The sequence below is a fragment of the Frigoribacterium sp. CFBP9030 genome (genome assembly GCF_034045195.1).
Classification (GTDB): Bacteria; Actinomycetota; Actinomycetes; order Actinomycetales; family Microbacteriaceae; genus Frigoribacterium.
Window position 1 is genome coordinate 92,760 of the sequence record NZ_JAXCWG010000001.1, and the last position, 20,797, is coordinate 113,556.

A 20,797-nucleotide genomic window follows, 5' to 3' on the forward strand; every position below is an offset into this window, starting at 1 on the left:
ATCATGCACCAGCGTCATCCGAGTCGACGACACCCGTGGTCGTCGATCCCTGCAGCCCTGATCATGACGGCGACGCTCTCGCTCGCCGGCTGCAGCGCTGACGACGGGAGGAACATGGTGCCGCAGGACGTGGACGACGCAAGGGGAGCGGTCGTCGCGTTCGTCGACGAGTCGAGTTCGGCGCTCGGCGGCGAGTGGCGTGTCTCGAGCGGCCCCGCCGTCGAGAGCTGCGACCGGGACGGCGGCGGCGCGGGCGCGGCGTACGGGTACCTGGTCGCCATCGACCAGCCCGGCGGCGACCCCGAGCAGGACATCGCCTCCCTCGAGAGGCTGTGGACCGAGAGAGGTCTGACGACGGAGCGGTATCAGAGCGGGGGATCGGACCCCGTCCCGGGCATCCGCGGCTCAGGTGGGTCGGTCGCGACCGTCGACTTCCTGGCCGATCCGCGGCGGTACAGCATCGACAGCCTCTCGAGCTGCGTCGATGGGGACGCCGACGAGATGCAGCGCGACGGTGAATGAGCTGCTCGGCCGTCGACGACGTGTCCAGCCTCGGCTGATGCGTGTCCGTCCCGCCGGCACCGCGACCACGGTCATCCTGATCGGGGCTGGTGTTCTGACCGGTTGCTCCGCCCCTGGTGAGGCGACGTTCGCGACAGGCGATGCGAAGCGCGCCGTCGTCACCGTCGTCGACGACACCACCGCGGCGATCGGCGGCGAGTGGGACGTCTACAGCGGCCCCGCCGTCGAGGGCTGCACGATATCTGACGGTCGCGACGGCGCCGCATACTCGTACATCACGACGCTCCGGCCCGGCGGTTCGGATCCCGAGGCCGATGTGGTCGCCGTGGAGCGCCTCTGGAGAGATCGGGGCCTGACGACGGAGCGCTACGAGAGCGGTGGGAGCGACCCCATCCTCGGGGTACGCGGTGTCGGGTCTGCAGCCGACTCGCTCGACTTCCTCGCCGACGTCCGCATGTACAGCCTCAGCGGGTTGTCGGCCTGCGCCGAGGGCGACGCCGTGCAGATGCAGAACGACGGCGAGTAGCCGCGCGCACCGGGCACCGACGGTCTCCCGTCGATAGCCTGCGATCTCACCCGCCGGTCGTGCCGGCACCGCCCCCGACGACGAGGACCCCGCGATGTCGACCACCAGCACCCTCCCGCCCCTCGCCCGTGCCGCCCTGCTCGGCCTCCTCAGCGGCTCCCGTTCGGCGACCCCGCTCGCCGTGCTCGCCCTGAACCAGGGAGCCGAGGAGGCACGGGGCGCCTGGCAGAGCTGGCGCCTGTTCCGATCGTGGCCGGGTCGCGCGGCGCTCATCGCGGCGGGCGCCGGCGAGCTGGTCGGCGACAAGCTCCCCGCCACACCGAGCCGCGTCGCGCCGGGGCCGCTCTTCGGGCGGGCCGTCGCCGGGGCGGTGGTCGGACTCGCCGTCGCCGATCCCGGTCACGGCGGGCCTCGCCTCGCGGGCGCGGTCGTCGGCGCCGTCGGGGCGCTCGCAGGGAGCTGGCTGTTCTACCTCGCCCGCAAGAGCGTCGTCGATCGGACGGGACTGCCCGACCTGGTCGTCGCGCTCGCCGAAGACGCCGTGACGGTCTCCAGCGCCTTCTCCGTGGTGCGCTCCCGCTGAGTCCTCCCCAGGGCCGATCATCCGCTTCGCCGCACCGATCCCGCCTGCCCTTTCGCGCCTCCTCGGTCACCCGTGGGAGGATCGCCGCAGATCACGCACCACCTCACCAAGGAGCACCATGTCTGAACGCAGTCTCGCCGTCGTCGTCCTCGCAGCAGGGCAGGGCACGCGCATGAAGTCGTCGACGCCCAAGGTGCTCCACCGCCTGGCGGGCATGCCGCTCATCCAGCACGTGCTCGAGTCGGCCGGCGCGTTGAACCCCGAGCACCTCGTCGCGGTCGTGCGGCACGAGCGCGACGTCGTCGTCGCGAGCGTGCTCGACACCTCGCCCGCGGCCCTCATCGTCGATCAAGACGACGTCCCCGGCACCGGGCGGGCGGTCGAGCAGGCGGTCGAGGCCCTGCCGGCCGAGTTCGACGGCGACGTCGTGGTGGTCAGCGCCGATGTGCCGTTCCTCGACCACGCGACCCTCGAGGCGCTGCTCGACCAGCACCGCGAGGCGTCCGCGTCGGCGACGCTGCTGTCGGCCGTGCTGCCCGACGCCACGGGCTACGGGCGCGTCGTCCGCCGCGCCTCCGGCGACGTCGATCGCATCGTCGAGCACAAAGACGCCACGGCCGACGAGCGGGACGTGCGCGAGATCAACTCGGGCACCTACGTCTTCACCGTCTCGGCGCTGCGCACCCACCTGCCCCGCATCGGATCGGCGAACGCCCAGAACGAGAAGTACGTGACCGACATGGTCGGTCTGCTGACGGCCGCCGGCGAGATCGTCGCCGCTCGCGCAGTCGACGAGACCTGGCGTCTCGAGGGCATCAACGACCGCGTGCAGCTCGCCGCCGCGGCCCGTCGCCTGAACGACCGCATCGTCGAGCACTGGCAGCGTGAAGGCGTCTCGATCGTCGACCCGCAGACCACCTGGATCGACCGCGACGTCTCGCTGAGCCCCGACGTCGAGCTGCTGCCCGGCACCCAGCTGCGTGGCGCGACGTACATCGCGGCCGGCGCCGTCGTGGGCCCCGACACCACGCTCGTCGACACCGAGGTGGGCGAGGGTGCGATCGTGAAGCGCACCGACGCGACCCTCGCCGTGATCGGCGCCCGCGCCTCCGTCGGTCCGTTCGCGTATCTGCGACCTGGCAGCGTGCTCGGAGCCGGTGGCAAGATCGGCACCTTCGTCGAGACCAAGAACGTCGAGATCGGCGAGGGCTCGAAGGTGCCGCACCTCAGCTACATCGGCGACACCGAGGTCGGCCGCGACTCGAACATCGGGGCCGGCACGATCACGGCCAACTACGACGGCGTGAACAAGCACCGCACCCAGGTGGGGTCCCATGTGCGGACCGGGTCGCACAACGTGTTCGTCGCCCCCGTTAGGATTGGCGACGGAGCGTACTCAGGTGCGGGAACGGTCGTCCGCAAAGACGTACCGGCAGGTGCCCTGGCGCTGAGCATCGCTCCACAGCGCAATGCGAGCGGATGGGTCGAGGCGAACCGCCCCGGCTCGGCGGCTGCCGAGGCCGCCGCTCGCGCCGAACGAACGACCGACTGAACCCCGGTCGGGTTGGCCCCTCGGGGCCGGAGAGCGAGTGACGTGTCCGGAATCAAGATCACCGGCGAGAATCGACTCGTTCTGATCTCGGGGCGTGCGCACCCCGCACTCGCCGATCAGATCGCGTCCGAGCTGGGCTCCGAGTTGATCCCGACCGACGCCCGCACCTTCGCCAACGGCGAGCTGTACGCGCGGTTCGACGAGAGCGTGCGCGGCTCCGACGCGTTCGTGATCCAGTCGCACTCGGCGCCGATCAACGAGTGGCTGATGGAACAGCTGATCATGGTCGACGCCCTCAAGCGCGCCTCGGCCAAGCGCATCACCGTGGTGGCGCCGTTCTACCCGTACGCGCGCCAAGACAAGAAGGGCCGCGGGCGCGAGCCGATCTCGGCCCGCCTCGTCGCCGACCTCTTCAAGGCCGCCGGTGCGCACCGCATCATGAGCGTCGACCTGCACGCCCCGCAGATCCAGGGCTTCTTCGACGGCCCCGTCGACCACCTCTTCGCCATGCCGGTGCTGCTCGAGCACTTCCGCGCCAAGCTCGACAACACGACGCTGACCGTCGTCTCGCCCGACATGGGTCGCGTGCGCGTCGCCGACATCTGGAGCGAGAAGCTCGACGCCCCGCTGGCCATCATCCACAAGCGCCGCGACCCGCTCGTGCCGAACCAGGTCACCGTGCACGAGATCGTCGGCGAGGTGGCCGGCCGCGTCTGCCTGCTCGTCGACGACCTGATCGACACGGGTCGCACGATCGTGAAGGCCGCCGAGGCTCTCAAGGCCGCCGGCGCCATCGGCGTCGTCGTCGCGGCTACCCACGCCGTGTTCAGCGACCCGGCACCCGAGATCCTCAACAGCGAGTTCATCGACTCCGTCGTCGTCACCGACACCCTGCCGCTCACCGAGCACCAGAAGTTCGACAAGCTCGAGATCCTCCCGATCGCGCCCTTGATCGCCCGGGCGATCCACGAGGTCTTCGACAACGGCTCCGTGACCAGCATGTTCGACGGCGCGGCTTAGGCTCCGACCGTCCGCCTGAGGGGGCGCCCGACCACCGGATCCGGTGGAGGGCGCCCCCTTCTGCGTCCCTCTCGAGTCAGCCAGGCATCGTGACAGGATGTGGCCATGCCTGTCGTCGAATCCCGTGTGGTCGTCCCGGTGAGCCCCGAGGTCGCCTTCGCGGTGTCGCAGACGCAGGGTGAGGCACGGAAGCGCTGGGATCCGTTCATCCGCCACCAGCACCTCCTCGGCGGCGCGACCGGGCCCGCCAAGGGCGTCCGCACCCTCACGGTGCAGCGGTTCGGGTTCCGGATGGAGAGCGAGTACGTCTCGTACGCGCCGCCCACCAACGTCGGGATGAAGATGACGAAGGGCTCGTGGTTCTTCGAGCGCATGGGCGGCGGGTGGCGGTTCAGCGCGGTCGAGGGCGACCCCGGCAGCACGCTCGCGATCTGGCGCTACAACTTCACCTGCCGGCCGAAGTGGCTCGCGCCGCTGGCCGAGCGCGTCGGCGCCGTCATCCTGCAGCGGGACATCGATCGACGCATCGAGGGGTTCGCCCGCGGCTGCGCAGACCCGCTGGTCCTCGCAGCAGCCGTCCTCGCACGCCCCTGACCTGCGGTCGCGCCTGCTCCCCCCCCCATGCCGGCTCGCGTCGGCAACTCAGGCGCAGCGCGGTGTCTCCGTGCAGAACGCCCAGAGCAGCCCCGCTGCGCCTGAGTTGCCAACCGGTGCGCGGCAGAGAATCCTGGTGGCTGCCCGCGTGCGTCAGAACGAGCTTCCACTGATCGCCAGGCCCGCTCTCGCGTCGGCAACTCAGGCGCAGAGCAGTGTTCCCGTGCAGAACGCCCAGAGCAGCCCCGCTGCGCCTGAGTTGCCAACCGGTGCGCGGCAGAGAATCCTGGTGGCTGCCCGCGTGCGTCAGAACCAGCTTCCACTGATCGCCAGGCCCGCTCTCGCGTCGGCAACTCAGGCGCAGCGCGGTGTCTCCGTGCAGAACGCCCAGAGCAGCCCCGCTGCGCCTGAGTTGCCGACGGGCCGGCGGCCCCGCCGACGCACAGACCCGGCGGAGGTTGAGCCGGCCCCCGCTACTGGATCCGTCCGCCCCAGCGACGCGAACGGGCGTGTCCGTCCGACCGGCCCGCCGAAGCAGTCCGGTCGCGACGAACACGCCCGTCAGGCCCGATCCCCGAGCACCCGGATCACGCCATGACCACCGGAGAGGTCAGTGGGTCGACGGCTCCGTCTCGATCTCCGACCGGTCGCCCGACCACAGCGTGTGGAACACGCCCTCCTCGTCGACCCGCTTGTAGGTGTGGGCGCCGAAGAAGTCGCGCTGCCCCTGGATGAGCGACGCCGGCAGTCGGGTGGACGCGAGCGAGTCGTAGTACGACAGCGCCGAGGCGAACCCGGGCACGGGGATGCCCGAGAGGGCGGCCTTCGCGACGATGCGGCGCCAGGCGTCCTCCCCGTCGCGGACGGCGGCGGCGAAGTAGTCGTCCTCGAGGAGGGTCGCGATGGTGGCGTCCTTCTCGTAGGCGTCGACGATGCGGTTCAGGAACTGCGCGCGGATGATGCAGCCGCCGCGCCAGATCTTGGCGATGGCGCCCTTGTCGATGTCCCAGCCGTATTCGAGGGCGCCGGCGATGATCGCGTCGAACCCCTGGGCGTAGGCCACGATCTTCGACGCGTAGAGCGCCTTCTGCACGTCGTCCTCGAAGCCGTCGCCGGCTTCCTGCACCTCGGGCCGGCCCTGCAGGGTCGCCTGCACGGCGGCGCGCTGGTCGGGCTTCGACGACACGGCGCGCGCGAAGACGGCTTCGGCGATGCCGCCGACGGGCACGCCGAGTCCGACGCTGTTCTGCACCGTCCAGACGCCGGTGCCCTTCGACCCGGCGGCGTCGACGATCTGGTCGACGAGCGGCCCGCCCGTCTTGGCGTCGACCTGGCGCAGCACCTCGGCGGTGATCTCGATCAGGTACGACTCGAGCTCCCCCTTGTTCCACTCGTCGAAGACGGCGGCGATGGCGGCGGGCTCGTGTCCGCCCACGCGGCGCAGCAGGTCGTACGACTCGGCGATGAGCTGCATGTCGGCGTACTCGATGCCGTTGTGGATCATCTTGACGAAGTGTCCGGCGCCGTCCGACCCGACGTGCGTGACGCACGGCTCGCCCTCGGCGACGGCGGCGATCGACGAGAGGATCGGGCCGAGGGTCGCGTACGCCTCCTTCGATCCGCCGGGCATGATCGACGGCCCCTTGAGCGCGCCTTCCTCGCCGCCCGAGATCCCGGCGCCGACGAAGTTCAGGCCGCGGCCGCGCAGTGCGGACTCCCGGCGGCGGGTGTCGAGGAAGTTCGCGTTGCCGCCGTCGACGATGATGTCGCCCTCCTCGAACAAGTCGGCGAGCTGGTCGATGACGGCGTCGGTGCCGCGTCCGGCCTGGACCATGATGATCGCGGTGCGCGGCTTCTGCAGCGAGGCGGCGAAGTCCTCGATGGTCTTCGACGCGATGAACCCGGCGTCGCCGTGCTCGCTCATCAGCGTGTCGGTGCGTTCGGGGGAGCGGTTGTACACGGCGACGGTGTTGCCCTCGCGGCTCGCGAGGTTGCGGGCGAGGTTCGAGCCCATCACGGCGAGCCCGACGACTCCGATGTTCGCCTGCGGGGTGGTCGACGTTTCTGTTCCCTGTTCGGTCACGGTGACTTCCTCTCGATGGGGTGGGTAGCCGCAGACTATGCCCCCGTCCCGAGCGTGTGACGGGTACCGTCCGTACCCGTCCCGGCAGTCGCCTCCCGGCCCGCCGACCGGTTCCCGAGAGGTTTCCGAGCGTCGCCGCGGCACCGCCAGGGGGCCACGAGCCGAGGAGGCGCGGGTTGGCGACACGCGCGGGCCCCGTGTAACCTCGGAAGCTGAACTTCGGCGAGGGATGCGCATGCATCCGTTATCGACGCGGTAGGCAGGCGCTCAGTCTCGGACGAGCGGGTCCTTCGGGGCCCGTCACCTCACGGCTGCGGGGTCTTTCCTCACGCGATACGCGTTCGAGTTGAAACCGACCACACATCCGGTCCGCCCCCGCGGCGGCCTCAGAAGGAGACACACATGGCTGACGCCAACAACCTGTCCGCTCTCGTCCGCACCAGCTTCGGCAAGGGCGCGGCTCGCAAGATCCGTGCGAACGACCAGATCCCCGCGGTCATCTACGGTCACGGCACCGACCCCCAGCACGTCACCCTCCCCGGTCACGAGACCATGCTGATCACGCGTCGTGCGAACGCCGTCATCACGCTCGACATCGAGGGTACCGAGCAGCTCGCCCTCGTCAAGGACATCCAGCGCGACCCGGTCAAGCAGACCATCGAGCACATCGACCTCATCGTCGTGCGTCGCGGCGAGAAGGTCACCGTAGAGGTGCCCGTGCACGTCGAGGGCGAGTCGTACCCCGGCACCATCCACGTGCTTGAGCTCAACGCCGTCGAGCTCGAGGTCGAGGCCACGCACATCCCGCAGAACGTCGTCGTGTCGATCGAGGGCCTCGAAGAGGGTGCGCAGATCACCGCGGCCGACCTGAAGCTGCCCTCGGGCGCGAACCTGGTCAGCGAGCCCGAGACCCTCGTGCTCGCCATCTCGGTGCCCCAGCTCGACCTCACGACCGACGCGGTCTCCGACGAGGACGGCGAGGCCGCCCCCGCCGAGGGCGACGTCGACTCGATCGAAGACGAAGAGCGCTCCGAGTAACACCCCCTGCCGGCGCAGAACCACTGAAGAGACGATCGACGGACGATGGCATCAGACGATCAGTGGCTCGTGGTCGGGCTCGGGAACCCCGGGCCCGGCTACGCCGGCAACAGGCACAACGTCGGGCAGATGGTGCTGGCCGAGCTGGCCCACCGTCTATCCGTCGGCTTCAAGCGCCACCGCACCAACGCGACCGTCGCCGAGGTTCGCCTCGTGCCGGGCGGCCCGCGCTTCGTGCTCGCCAAGCCCGACACGTTCATGAACGTCTCGGGCGGCCCCGTGCAGGCGCTGCTCCGGTTCTACGACCTCGACGTGTCGCGGTTGATCGTCGTCCATGACGAGCTCGACATCGACTTCGACACCCTCAAGCTGAAGCACGGCGGTGGTCACGGCGGGCACAACGGTCTGCGCGACATCATCGCGGCGACCGGTTCGAACGAGTTCACCCGGGTGCGGGTCGGCATCGGCCGCCCGCCCGGGCGGCAACCCGCCGCCGACTTCGTCCTGAAAGACTTCGGTGCCTCCGAGCGTCAGAACCTCCCGATCCTCCTCGCCGACGCCGCCGACGCGGTCGAGATGATCGCCGCCGACGGGCTCATCGCGGCGCAGCTCAAGTTCCACACCGCCAGAGACTGACGCTCGCGTCCCGCTCCAGGTCGGCACGGGTACCATCTATCGCGTGATACTCGCGGGCTTGATTCCGGCGCTTTCGCGCGCCTCCACCTTTTCGGCTGCCCTCGACCGGCACGGCAAGAGCACGGACTTCTCCGTCGTCGACGGGTTGCGCGTCCCTCTGCTGGCGGGTCTGCTCTCGCGGCGCGAGGGCCCTCAGGCTCTGCTCGTCGTCACGGCGACGGGGCGTGAATCCGAGGCCGTCCGGGGGTCGCTGACGAGCTTCCTGCCCGAGGCCGAGATCATCGAGTTCCCCGCGTGGGAGACCCTTCCGCATGAGCGGCTCAGCCCGAGCGCCGAGACGGTCGGGAAGCGCATCCACGCTCTGCGGCGACTCGCCGCGTGGTCCGAGCAGGCGGCTTCCCAGCCTGAGGCGACGAAGCCGATCGTCGTCGTGGCCGGTGTGCGGGCGGCCCTGCAGCCCCTGGCCGACAATCTCGCGTCGATCGAGCCGGTGGTGCTCACCGTCGGCGATCGCGGGCACGACCTGTCGGCCATCGCCCTGCGACTCGTCGACCTCGCCTACGCGCGGGTCGACATGGTCACCCGGCGGGGCGAGTTCGCGGTGCGCGGCGGCATCCTCGACGTGTTCCCGCCGACGGCCGAGCACCCCGTCCGTGTCGACTTCTTCGGCGACGAGGTCGACCAGGTGCGGCGCTTCTCCGTCGCCGACCAGCGGAGCCTCGACGGCGAGGTCACGACGGTCGACCTCCCGCCGAGCCGCGAGATGCTCCTCACCGAGCAGGTGCGTCAGCGTGCCCGCGAGATGCAGCACGAGTTCCCGAGTCTCGCGCAGATGCTGGCGAAGATCGGCGAGGGCATCCCCGTCGAGGGCATGGAGTCCCTCGCTCCGGCCCTCGTGCACGGTCTCGTGCCGCTGACCCACTACCTCCCGGAGGGGGCCGCCATCGCCGTGCTGTCTCCCGAGCGCGTCGTGTCGAGGGCCCGCAGCCTGGCCGAGACGAACCGCGAGTTCCTCTCGGCAGCATGGAGCGCCGCGACCGCCGGCGCCGAGGCACCGATCGACCTCGACGCGGGCGACTTCATCTCCCTGCGCGATCTCCGCGACTCCGCGGGCGACCGCACATGGTTCTCCCTGAGCACCTTCGACAGCGGCGAGGTCCTCACCGACGAGGAGGCGATCGCGTCGGCGGGCGACTACGTCCGTCTCGCGGCCGACGCGGTGCCGAGCTTCAGCGGTCATGCCGAGGGCGCCCTCGACCATGTCGTGTCGCGCCTCGCCGACGGCTGGAGCATCGTCGTGACCTCGCGCGGCGTGGGCCTCGTCGAGCGGGCGCGCGACGTGCTCGCCGAGCGAGGGGTCGCCGCGCGGCTGCATGAGTCGCTGCCCGAGTCGCTCGAGGCGGGGGTCGCGCACCTCGTCGCCGGCGGCGTCGAGGCCGGCTTCGAGATCCCCGACGCGAAGCTCGCCGTGCTGGGCGAGAGCGACTTCTACGGTCGATCGGCGAACTACGACTCGCGACAGGTGACGAAGCTCGCCAGTCGACGCAAGAACGTGGTCGATCCGCTGCAGCTCAAGCCCGGCGACGTCGTCGTGCACCAGACGCACGGCATCGGCAAGTTCATCGAGCTCACCAGCCGTGTCGTCAGCACCGGCGGCAAGAACGCCGTCAAGAACAGCCGCGAGTACCTCGTGCTCGAGTACGCGCCCTCGAAGCGCGGGTACCCCGGCGACAAGCTCTACGTGCCCACCGACCAGCTCGATCTGCTCAGCCGCTACGTCGGCGGCGAGGCGCCGTCGCTCAGCAAGATGGGCGGCAGCGACTGGGCCTCGGCCAAGAGCAAGGCGCGTCGCGCCGTCCGTGACATCGCCGTCGAGCTGGTCAAGCTGTACTCGGCGCGGATGGCCAGCAAGGGCCACTCGTTCCCGCCCGACACCCCGTGGCAGCGCGAGCTCGAGGAGGCCTTCCCGTTCGCGGAGACCGCCGACCAGCTGACGACCATCGACGAGATCAAGGCCGACATGGAGCGCCCGATCCCGATGGACCGCCTCCTCTCGGGCGACGTCGGCTACGGCAAGACCGAGGTCGCCGTGCGCGCCGCGTTCAAGGCGATCCAGGACGGCAAGCAGGTCGTCATGCTCGTGCCGACCACTCTGCTCGTCAAGCAGCACTTCGACACGTTCTCGGACCGCTTCGCCGGGTTCCCCGTGCACCTCCGCAGTCTCTCCAGGTTCCAGACCGCGAAGGAGTCCCGCGAGACGATCAAGGGCCTCGGCGACGGCACGGTCGACATGGTGATCGGCACGCATCGCCTCCTGAGCGAGGGCATCGCGTACAAAGACGTCGGTCTCGTGATCATCGACGAAGAGCAGCGTTTCGGCGTCGAGCACAAAGACGCCTTGAAGAAGCTCAAGACCAACGTCGACATCCTGGCGATGTCGGCCACGCCCATCCCGCGCTCGCTCGAGATGGCGGTCACGGGCATCCGCGAGATGTCCACCCTGACGACGCCTCCCGAAGACCGCCACCCCATCCTGACCTTCGTCGGTCCCGAGAGCGATCGGCAGAAGGCGGCGGCCATCCGGCGCGAGCTGCTGCGCGAGGGGCAGGTGTTCTTCGTGCACAACCGGGTGTCGAGCATCAACCGCGTCGCGGCGCAGATCGCCGAGCTGGTTCCGGAGGCGCGGGTGGCGGTCGCGCACGGACAGATGGCCGAGTCGTCGCTCGAGCAGGTCATGGTCGACTTCTGGGAGCGCAAGTTCGACGTGCTCGTCTCGACCACCATCATCGAGACCGGTCTCGACATCGCGAACGCGAACACGCTGATCATCGATCGCGCCGACAAGTACGGGCTCAGTCAGCTGCATCAGCTGCGCGGGCGCGTCGGCCGAGGCCGTGAGCGCGGGTACGCGTACTTCCTGTACGACGCCGAGCGACCGCTCAGCGAGACCGCTCAAGACCGCCTCGAGACGATCGCGGCGAACAACGAGCTGGGCGCGGGCATGCAGGTCGCGTTGAAAGACCTCGAGATCCGCGGCGCGGGCAACCTCCTCGGCGGTGAGCAGTCCGGGCACATCGCCGGGGTCGGCTTCGACCTGTACCTCCGCATGATCGGCGAGGCCGTGGGGGCGTTCCGCGGCGACGTGGCCGAGGGGCAGACCGAGCTGCGACTCGAGCTCCCCGTCGACGCGCACATCCCCGACGAGTACGTCGAGAGCGAGCGACTCCGTCTCGAGGCCTACCAGAAGCTGTCGACGGCCAGCTCGCCGACCTCGACCGACGATCAGATCGACTCGGTCCTCGACGAGCTCACCGACCGGTACGGCACGCCGCCGGCGTCGGTCCTCGCACTCATCGAGGTGTCGAGGCTGCGCCGTGCCGCGCAGAAGATCGGTCTCAGCGAGGTCGTCGTCATGGGCGCCAACCTCCGTGTCGCCGGTCTCGATCTGCCCGACAGCATGCAGGTGCGGTTGCAGCGGATGTACCCGGGCTCGCGCTGGTTCGGTCAGACGAAGTCGGTCAGCGTGCCGCTGCCCCGTCCTCACGGCGAGGCCCTGCCCGACGGTGAGCTGATCACCTGGGTCGAGCAGCTGATGACGGCGATCTTCGGTGCGGAGACGCCGCGTCCCGCCACCGACACCGCGGCGGCCGCCGGCTGACGACGCGACGGAGCAGGCCGAGGAGGCGCGGGTGACGAACGACGGCACCACCGGGACCGAGATCGCCGAGCTGGTCCGCGTGGTCGCCGCCCTGCTGTCCGACGACGGCGGCTGCGACTGGAACCGCGGGCAGACGCACGGGAGTCTCGTGACCTACCTGGTCGAGGAGACCGCCGAGCTCGTCGAGGCGATCGAGGAGGGGACGACGGCTGATCGCCGGGAGGAGCTCGGCGACGTGCTGTACCAGGTCGTCCTGCACTCCGCTCTGGCTGAGCGTCAGGGGGCGTTCGACCTGGCCGACGTCGTGCGCGACGTCACGGCGAAGACCGTGCGTCGTCATCCGCACGTCTTCGGAGACGACGAGGCCCGCGACGTCGACGACATCGTCCGGCTCTGGTCCGCCGCGAAGGCGCGCGAGAAGTCCGAGCGGACGAGTGCCTTCGACGGCGTGCCCGGCGGTCTGCCGGCCTTGGCCCGGGCTCAGAAGATCGACGGCCGACGTCGGGCTGCGGGTCTGCCCGCCGACGAGCCGCCGAGGGCGTGCGAACCGGGGGAGGAGGCCGCCGGGTCCAGGTCGGACGGAGGCTCGACCGGCAGGCCCCCGGTCGACGACCCGACCGAGGGCGTTGCGGTGGACGACGAGCTCCTGCTCGGTCGTGAACTGGCGCGGATGGTCGACGTCGCGACGAGTCGGGGCATCGACGCAGAACGCGCACTCCGACGTGCCGTACGAGAGCGTGAGGCACGGCTGCGAGCGGTCGAGACCGAGGGTAGGGCGCCCCACCAACCCGAATAGGCGGGGCGCCCTCACGTGAACCCCCCACGAGCGACCCCGATCGCGAAGAAGGAAGTCGTCTGGCTGGTGTGTCACGTCGTCGCTGCCGGCACGCCAGAGAGGGATCAGACTCCATGGGCCTTGCAGCGATAGAGATAATGTAGAGCATCGTGCAGTAAAATGTCAAGGGTCATCCGACGAAACACACGAACGCAGACCATGCTGTCCGCTCGATGTCCTGCCATCGACCGACCGGTTGGTTCCTGTGCGGCGTCGACACACGTCTGTTATGGTCGCCAGACGACGGTCGGGGCCGCGCAGGGCGTCCCGACCCGTCCGCACGAAGGAGTGGCATTCATGCCTCGCAAGCCCGATCCGACACGCAAGCCCGAGTTGCTCGGCCAGATCATCGACCACCTCCGGTCGCGGAGCATCGCGACCGTCTCGTTCCGCACGCTCGCCGAGGCTCTCGGTGTCAGCACCTACGTCTTCGTCTATCACTTCGGCAACCGTGCCGAGCTGATCGCCGAGATCGTCCGGGCGGTCGTCGGCCGCCACGACCACCTCCTCCCCGCCGACGCCGCGTCGCTCGACGCGGCCGCGTTCAGAGGGCATCTCGTCTCGTACTGGGACGAGGCGTCGAGCGAACGGGGTCTCGACCTCCAGCGTCTCGAGATGGAGTCGGCGCTGCTCGAGGTCGTCGCCGGCGACGAGCCGGGTGTCGCTCGGCAGGCGGGCGCCCGCTGGCGCGAGGCCGTGTCGACGTGGCTCGTCGCCCAGGGCACCTCGTCGGAGGACGCCACCGTGCAGGCGCGGGCCTTCGTCGCCGAGGTCGAGGGGCTGCTCTACGACGCCGTCGTCGCCGGTGGCGCCGACGAGCCCGGTGCGGTGTTCGTGCACCGGGTCGACGCGCTCGTCGAGAGTGCCGGGGCGGCGTCCCGCGGCTGACCCGCCGCTCGGCGGGTCGTCTCCGAGCAGGTGTCGCGACGCCGTCAGACGAAGAACGGGCCAGGTGCTCAGCACCTGGCCCGTTCGGGCGCCCTCACCGCAGGGAAGGTAGGGCGCCGTGACCCGGCGGCATGCAACCCGATTCACGCCGCTTGGTGCTCATACTGTACGTGGAATCTCACATGGAGCGCAAGTCGGGTCGGAGCGGGCTCGTCGCGCCCTCGGCTCTGAGAAGATGTCCCCATGCCGTCACACGTGAGCCCGCCCCGCGGGATGAGAGACTTCCTCCCCGCCGAGAAACGTCGCCGAGAGCGCGTGCTCAGCACCATCCGCGACGTCTACCGCTCGTACGGCTTCGACGAGATCGAGACGCCCGTGGTCGAGTCGACCGACTTCCTCTACTCGGGTCTCGGCGGCGACAACGAGAAGCAGGTCTTCGCCGTGCTGAAGCGCGGTCTCGACGTCGACGATCTCAAGTCGGCCGACTCCGCGCTGGCGCTCGCCGACCTGGGGCTCCGATTCGACCTCACCGTGCCGCTGGCCCGGTTCTACGCCTCGCACCGCGCCGAGCTGCCGGCGGTCTTCCGATCCGTGCAGGTGGCGCCCGTCTGGCGGGCCGAGCGTCCGCAGAAGGGTCGCTACCGGCAGTTCGTCCAGTGCGACATCGACATCCTCGGCGAGGCCGGCCCGCTCGCCGAGATCGAGCTCATCTCGGCGACCACGGCCGTCCTCTCGGCGCTCGGCCTCGAGGGCACGTCGATCCGCATCAACGACCGCCGGGTGCTGCTCGGGGTCCTCTCGCACTGGGGTGCGCCCGCCCACCTGACGGAGCAGGCGCTGATCGAGCTCGACAAGCTCGACAAGATCGGCGTCGAGGGCGTCGTCGCGCGTCTCCACGAGATCGGGGTCGAGCACGGCGGGCTGGAGGATGCGCTGCGCGAGCTCTCGACGGCCGACTGGTCGACGATCACCGGCACCGAGCCTCCTGCCTGGCTCGACGTCGCCGCGGCCGCCGATCTGGTGGCGCTCCGCGAGGCCCTCCCCGGCGCGCGTCTCGTCTTCGACCCGACGCTCGTGCGCGGCATGGGCTATTACACGGGCACCATCTTCGAGGTCGCGCACCCCGAGTTCGGCTACTCGCTCGGTGGCGGCGGCCGCTACGACGGCATGATCGGGCGGTTCCTCGGCGCGGACGTCCCCGCCGCCGGCTTCTCGTTGGGGTTCGAGCGCATCGTCGACCTCGTCGACCAGGGCGACCCCGATCACGACGGTCTCGCCCTCGTGCACGACGCGGGCGTGCCCGCGGCCGAGCTCACGGCCCTGCGGGCGGCGCTGCTCGAACGGGGGGAGGCGCGGGTCCGCCTCGATCGGCGCGTCAAGAACGTCACGCGCCAGCTCGACACCCTCGCCGAGTCCGGCTACACGCGCTTCGCCGTCGTGCGGGGCGGAGAAGGCGTCGACGACCTGCAGATCAAGACGCTCGGCTGACAGCGGGCCGTCCGCTGCGGCGCGGTGCCTCGCTAGGATTGGCGCGGACCTCGGTCCTGCGAACACAACGACTACTAAGGAGTTCTCCGTGGCAGCAATCGACGCCGTAGGCGCCCGCGAAATCCTCGACTCGCGGGGCAACCCGACCGTCGAGGTCGAGGTCCTGCTCGACGACGGGACGGTCTCTCGGGCCGCCGTCCCCTCGGGCGCATCGACCGGGGCCTTCGAGGCCTACGAACTGCGCGACGGCGACGCGAGCCGTTACCTCGGCAAGGGCGTGCTCAAGGCCGTCTCGGCGGTCATCGACGAGATCGGCCCGGCCGTCGAGGGCTTCGACGCCACCGACCAGCGCCTGATCGACGCGGCGATGATCGAGCTCGACGGCACCGACAACAAGAAGCGCCTCGGCGCGAACGCCATCCTCGGCGTCTCGCTGGCAGTGGCCCGTGCGGCCGCCGACTCGGCCGATCTGCCGCTCTTCCGCTACCTCGGCGGGCCGAACGCGCACACGCTCCCCGTGCCGATGCTCAACGTCATCAACGGCGGTTCGCACGCCGACAGCAACGTCGACATCCAGGAGTTCATGATCCTGCCGATCGGCGCTTCGACCTTCGCCGAGGCGCTCCGATGGGGCGCCGAGACGTACCACGCCCTCAAGAGCGAGCTCAAGGCCAAGGGCCTCTCGACCGGTCTCGGCGACGAGGGCGGCTTCGCGCCGAACCTCGACAGCAACCGGGCCGCGCTCGACCTGCTCGTCGACGCGATCACCAAGGCCGGCTTCACGCCCGGTGAGGACATCGCGCTCGGTCTCGACGTCGCCTCGAGCGAGTTCTACGCCGACGGCTCGTACACCTTCGAGGGCGAGAAGCGCGACTCCGCGTTCCTCTCCGGCTACTACGCCGACCTGGTCGCCTCGTACCCGCTCGTCACCATCGAGGACCCCCTCGACGAAGACGACTGGGAGGGCTGGGCGCACCTCACGAGCGAGATCGGCTCGAAGACGCAGATCGTCGGCGACGACCTGTTCGTCACGAACCCCGAGCGCCTCGCGAAGGGCATCGAGGCCGGCGCCGGCAACTCGATCCTCGTCAAGGTCAACCAGATCGGCACGCTGACGGAGTCCCTGGACGCCGTCGCGCTCGCACAGCGCAGCGGCTACACGACCGTGCTGTCGCACCGCTCGGGTGAGACCGAAGACACCACGATCGCCGACCTCGCGGTCGCCACCGACGCCGGTCAGATCAAGACGGGGGCCCCGGCCCGCTCCGAGCGCGTCGCGAAGTACAACCAGCTGCTCCGCATCGAAGAGGAGCTCGGCGACGCGGCGGTCTACGCCGGTCGCTCGGCCTTCCCCCGCTTCCGCGGCTAGGCACGGCTCCGAGAGGCCCGTCCCGCTTCGGCGGGGCGGGCCTCTCGGCGTTCCGTGACCGACTCGACAGGGCGGTCGTCTACCCTCGGAGTCATGTCCCGAGAGTCGAAGAGCAGGCGTCTGCCCGTCATCCTGCCCGAGACGGAGTCGGCCACGAGCGGCTGGCTCCGCAACATCCGCTTCTCGGGCTTCAGTCTCCTGATGCTCGTCATCCTGGTCCTGTTCGTCGTGATCCTCGCGCCGTCCCTCCGCACCCTCGTCCAGCAGCAGCAGCAGATCGCGGCCATCCAAGACGAGGTCGAGCGGCAGAAGGCCGACGTGACGGATCTCCAGGGCGATGTCGCGCGGTGGAGCGATCCCGCGTACATCGAGGCTCAGGCGCGCGACCGCCTGCTCTACGTGTACCCGGGCGAGTACAGCTACCTGGTGATGGGCGATGCGACGACCGACGCCGAACGGCCGCAGGCACCCATCAGCGACGAGCTGCAGACCCCCCAGGTCGACTGGATCGCCGCCATGACCTCGTCGGTGATCGACGCCGGTCTCAGCGACGAGCCGGCAACCGAGCTGATCGCCCCCGACATCGACGGCAGCGAGCTCCCCACCTCGACCCCGACAGGCGGCACCCCGTGACCACCCCTCCGTTCGACCCCGTGACCGAACTCGACGTGCGGATCGTCACCGCGCAGCTCGGGCGCCCGGCGCGCGACGTCATCGGCATCGCCGCCCGGTGCGCCTGCGGCAACCCCACCGTCGTCGCGACGAAGCCGCGACTCGGCGACGGCACGCCCTTCCCGACCCTCTACTACCTGTGCCACCCGGGCGCGACGGCGGCCGTCTCGACCCTCGAGGCGAACGGCGTGATGGCAGAGTTCACCGACCTGCTGGCCGCAGACGCCGATCTCGCCGCACGCTACCGGTCGGCCCACGAGGCCTACCTCGCCGACCGCGAGAGCATCGAGCACGTCGGCGAGATCGCTCACGTCACCGCGGGCGGCATGCCCGAGCGCATCAAGTGCCTGCACGCCGTGGTGGGTCACTCCCTCGCCGCCGGCCCCGGGGTCAACCCGCTCGGCGATCTCGCGCTCGACCGAGCGACGTGGAGCCCCGACGTGTGCCGGTGCCCCGACTACCTGGCCGACGGCGACTCGGCCGAGCGCGCCTCCGGCGGGGATGTCTGACCCGTGCCCGAGCTGACGCTGCGGACGACCTCGGCGACGATCGCGGCGCTGGCCCTGGCGGCCGTCGTCGTGGTCGCCCCGGGGGGCGCGGCGCGAGCCGACGCCATCCGCGACGACCAGTACTGGCTCGCCGACTACGGCATCGAGCAGGCCTGGCAGTCGAGTCGCGGCGCGGGTGTGACCGTCGCCGTGATCGACACCGGCGTCGACTCGTCGGTCGCCGAGCTCGAGGGCGCGGTCGTCGGAGGCACCGACGTCTCGGGTCAGGGCTCGGCGGACGGCCAGACGCCCGTCGGCACGGACGACCCGACGCACGGAACCCTCGTCGGCTCGATCCTCGCGGGTCGGGGGACGGCGTCCGGTGACGGCGTCATCGGCGTCGCTCCCGAGGCCGATCTGCTGTCCGTCTCGGTCGGCTTCGGGTCGGATGCCGTCGACTCCGACACGCAGATCGCCGAGGCCGTCCGATGGGCGGTCGACAACGGGGCCGACGTGATCAACATGTCCCTCACGCGCAACACCCTCGACTGGCCGACGAGCTGGGACGACGCGTTCCTCTACGCGATGCAGCACGACGTCGTCGTCGTGGCCGCGGCGGGCAACAGGGGCAGCGGCACGACCGAGGTCGGGGCGCCGGCCACCATGCCGGGGGTGCTCACCGTCGCCGGCGTCGACCGGTCGGGTCAGGCGAGCTTCGACGCCTCGAGTCAGGGCATCACCATCGGCGTCGCGGCGCCGAGCGAGAAGCTCGTCGGGGTCGGACCGGGCGACGTCCACTACAGCTGGAGCGGCACGAGCGGCGCGACCCCCATCGTCGCGGGCGTCGTCGCGCTCGTGCGGGGTGCGCACCCCGAGCTCGATGCCGACGACGTCATCAACCGGGTGATCTCCACGGCCGACTCGCGCGGCACGACCACCCCCGATCCGCTCTACGGCTACGGACTCGTCGACGCCTCGGCCGCCGTCGGCGATCAGGTGGCCTCGGTCGAGGCGAATCCCATGGGCGATCTCGCCGAGTGGATCCGACTGCACCGGCGGGCCGAGGTCCCCGTCGCCACCCCGTCGTCGACGGCCGAGGCGGCACCGGCTCCCGTCCCCACCCCGAGCGTCGACCGCGACGACCGCCTCCAGGCGCTCATCCCGACGGTCGAGTCGATGCGCTCGACGGGCATCCCGCTGATCGTCTTCGGGCTGTTCGGGGCGGCCCTGCTCGGCGTCGCGCTCGGCGCTCTCCGCCAGTACAGGAGGCGACGCCACCAGGAGTAAGGTCTTTACGGACAACCCCACCTCAAGGAGATCATCCCCCGTGCCCAAAATCCTGATCGTCGGCGGCGGCTACGCCGGTTTCTACACCGCCTGGAAGCTCGAGAAGTGGCTGCGCAAGGGTGAGGCCGAGGTCACGATCGTCGACCCGCTGCCCTACATGACCTACCAGCCGTTCCTGCCCGAGGTGGCGGCCGGCTCGATCGAGCCGCGTCACGCCGTCGTCGCCCTGCGACGTCACCTGAAGAAGACGAACGTCGTCACGGCGAAGGTCACCCGCGTCGACCACGCGACGAAGACCGCCACGATCACGCCCGAGGTGGGCGACGAGTGGACGATGGAGTACGACCAGGTCGTCATGACGGCCGGCGCCGTCTCCCGCACGTTCCCGATCCCGGGCGTGGCCGACGAGGCCATCGGTCTCAAGACCATCGAGGAGGCCGCGGCGATCCGCGACAAGCTCCTCACCAACTTCGCGAAGGCTGCGAACCTCCCGGCCGGGCCCGAGCGCGACCGCCTGCTGACGGTCGTCGTGGTGGGCGGCGGCTTCGCGGGCATCGAGGTGTTCGCCGAGCTCCGCAGCTTCGCGAGCGACCTGATCAAGAGCTACCCCGGTCTCACCGTCGACGACACGCACTTCCACCTCATCGAGGCCATGGGGCGCATCATGCCCGAGGTGTCGCTCGAGACCAGCCACTGGGTGCTCAAGAACCTCGCCGAGCGGCAGGCCACGGTCCACCTCGACACGCAGCTGCAGTCCGCGGTGGGCGGCAAGCTCGAGCTGTCGACGGGCGAGTCGTTCGAATCCGACCTCATCGTCTGGACCGCCGGGGTCATGGCGAACCCGATGGTCCGCAACACCGACTTCCCGCTCGAGCAGCGTGGCCGCATCACCGTCAAGCCCGACCTGCGCATCGTCGACGGCGAGACGATCGTCCCCGACGCCTGGGCGTGCGGCGACGTCGCGGCGACCCCCGACCTGACCGGCAAGGGCGTCGGCGGCTTCTGCGTCCCGAACGCCCAGCACGCCGTCCGGATGGGCAAGCAGCTCGCCAAGAACCTCGTCGCCTCGCTGCGCGGCGAGTCCGTCACCGACTACCGGCACGACAACCTCGGCGCCGTCGCAGGTCTCGGGCTCAACGTCGGCGTGTTCCAGAGCGGCAAGATCGCCGTCAAGGGGTTCCCGGCCTGGATCGCCCACCGCGGCTACCACGGCATGGCGATGCCCTCGTTCGAGCGCAAGTTCCGCGTCGTGGGCGGTTGGTGGAACAACCTCTGGCTTGGTCGCGACATCGTCTCGCTCGACAACCGCGAGCGTCCGCGCGCCGCCTTCGAGGAGTTCGCCTCGCGCCCCAAGCCGGCAGCCGAATCGGCCCCTGCCGCCGCGCCGGCGCCCGAGGTCGGGACGCCCGCGGGCGAGCCCGGTCCGGCCTACGCGAACCCCGCCGACGAGAAGGGCGCCGCCGAGAAGGGCGCCGCCGCCGAGACCGAGACGGTCGAGACCAGCGCCAAGTAGTGAGCCCAGCCCGACGACTCAGACGGCGCCCGCCCGCGGATCCCC

General features: G+C 70.4%; 18 protein-coding genes. 17 read left to right on the top strand and 1 reads right to left on the bottom strand.

Features of this window, described 5'->3' with window-relative positions; all coding sequences use genetic code 11:
* Positions 1-3 precede the first annotated feature (3 nt).
* The 6 genes from SOM13_RS00430 to SOM13_RS00455 all read left to right on the top strand — a co-directional run bounded on the left by SOM13_RS00430 (position 4) and on the right by SOM13_RS00455 (position 4,797).
* A complete protein-coding gene (locus SOM13_RS00430; protein ID WP_320478599.1) occupies positions 4-522 on the top strand; it encodes a hypothetical protein in 519 nt (172 codons plus the stop codon).
* Between the two features lie 37 nt (positions 523-559).
* Entirely contained in the window at positions 560-1,048 is a 489-nt protein-coding gene (locus SOM13_RS00435; RefSeq protein ID WP_320478600.1) for a hypothetical protein, read from the top strand.
* A gap of 94 nt (positions 1,049-1,142) precedes the next feature.
* Complete coding sequence (locus SOM13_RS00440; protein ID WP_320478601.1) at positions 1,143-1,631, top strand: DUF4126 family protein; 489 nt, start codon at positions 1,143-1,145, stop codon at positions 1,629-1,631.
* A gap of 118 nt (positions 1,632-1,749) precedes the next feature.
* Entirely contained in the window at positions 1,750-3,183 is a 1,434-nt protein-coding gene (gene glmU, locus SOM13_RS00445) for a bifunctional UDP-N-acetylglucosamine diphosphorylase/glucosamine-1-phosphate N-acetyltransferase GlmU (RefSeq protein WP_192059575.1), read from the top strand.
* Positions 3,184-3,225: 42 nt separating this feature from the next.
* Positions 3,226-4,203 (top strand): ribose-phosphate diphosphokinase, encoded by a 978-nt coding sequence (locus tag SOM13_RS00450; protein WP_192059577.1) that lies wholly within the window; start codon positions 3,226-3,228, stop codon positions 4,201-4,203.
* 105 nt (positions 4,204-4,308) lie between these two features.
* Complete coding sequence (locus tag SOM13_RS00455; protein WP_320478602.1) at positions 4,309-4,797, top strand: SRPBCC family protein; 489 nt, start codon at positions 4,309-4,311, stop codon at positions 4,795-4,797.
* A gap of 610 nt (positions 4,798-5,407) precedes the next feature.
* On the opposite strand, the gene gndA is transcribed toward SOM13_RS00455, so the two are convergent.
* On the bottom strand, positions 5,408-6,880 hold the full coding sequence (gene gndA, locus SOM13_RS00460) for an NADP-dependent phosphogluconate dehydrogenase (RefSeq protein WP_320478603.1): 1,473 nt from the start codon (positions 6,878-6,880) through the stop codon (positions 5,408-5,410).
* Positions 6,881-7,282: 402 nt separating this feature from the next.
* On the opposite strand from gndA, the gene SOM13_RS00465 reads away from it, so the two are divergent.
* The 11 genes from SOM13_RS00465 to SOM13_RS00515 all read left to right on the top strand — a co-directional run bounded on the left by SOM13_RS00465 (position 7,283) and on the right by SOM13_RS00515 (position 20,752).
* Positions 7,283-7,918 carry a 50S ribosomal protein L25/general stress protein Ctc gene (locus SOM13_RS00465; RefSeq protein WP_192059581.1) on the top strand — a complete coding sequence of 212 codons (636 nt, stop codon included), beginning with the start codon at positions 7,283-7,285 and terminating at the stop codon, positions 7,916-7,918.
* Positions 7,919-7,963: 45 nt separating this feature from the next.
* Positions 7,964-8,554, top strand: coding sequence for an aminoacyl-tRNA hydrolase (pth, locus tag SOM13_RS00470; RefSeq protein ID WP_320478604.1), 591 nt, complete (start codon positions 7,964-7,966; stop codon positions 8,552-8,554).
* Between the two features lie 43 nt (positions 8,555-8,597).
* Entirely contained in the window at positions 8,598-12,212 is a 3,615-nt protein-coding gene (gene mfd / locus SOM13_RS00475) for a transcription-repair coupling factor (protein ID WP_320478605.1), read from the top strand.
* A gap of 31 nt (positions 12,213-12,243) precedes the next feature.
* Positions 12,244-13,008, top strand: a complete 765-nt coding sequence (locus tag SOM13_RS00480; RefSeq protein WP_320478606.1) for a MazG nucleotide pyrophosphohydrolase domain-containing protein — start codon at positions 12,244-12,246, stop codon at positions 13,006-13,008.
* A 336-nt stretch (positions 13,009-13,344) separates the two neighbouring features.
* Positions 13,345-13,935, top strand: coding sequence for a TetR family transcriptional regulator (locus SOM13_RS00485; protein WP_192059589.1), 591 nt, complete (start codon positions 13,345-13,347; stop codon positions 13,933-13,935).
* A gap of 243 nt (positions 13,936-14,178) precedes the next feature.
* Positions 14,179-15,423, top strand: coding sequence for a histidine--tRNA ligase (gene hisS / locus SOM13_RS00490; RefSeq protein WP_320478607.1), 1,245 nt, complete (start codon positions 14,179-14,181; stop codon positions 15,421-15,423).
* A gap of 88 nt (positions 15,424-15,511) precedes the next feature.
* The gene (gene eno / locus SOM13_RS00495; RefSeq protein ID WP_320477043.1) at positions 15,512-16,792 is read left to right on the top strand and encodes a phosphopyruvate hydratase; all 1,281 of its coding nucleotides are present in this window, start codon (positions 15,512-15,514) and stop codon (positions 16,790-16,792) included.
* Positions 16,793-16,885: 93 nt separating this feature from the next.
* A complete protein-coding gene (locus SOM13_RS00500; protein WP_192059595.1) occupies positions 16,886-17,425 on the top strand; it encodes an FtsB family cell division protein in 540 nt (179 codons plus the stop codon).
* A complete protein-coding gene (locus SOM13_RS00505; protein ID WP_192059597.1) occupies positions 17,422-17,973 on the top strand; it encodes a DUF501 domain-containing protein in 552 nt (183 codons plus the stop codon). Before SOM13_RS00500 ends, SOM13_RS00505 begins: the two co-directional genes overlap by 4 nt.
* 3 nt (positions 17,974-17,976) lie before the next feature.
* Complete coding sequence (locus SOM13_RS00510) at positions 17,977-19,239, top strand: S8 family serine peptidase (RefSeq protein ID WP_374231379.1); 1,263 nt, start codon at positions 17,977-17,979, stop codon at positions 19,237-19,239.
* Positions 19,240-19,279: 40 nt separating this feature from the next.
* Positions 19,280-20,752, top strand: a complete 1,473-nt coding sequence (locus SOM13_RS00515) for an NAD(P)/FAD-dependent oxidoreductase (RefSeq protein ID WP_243213869.1) — start codon at positions 19,280-19,282, stop codon at positions 20,750-20,752.
* Positions 20,753-20,797: the final 45 nt, after the last annotated feature.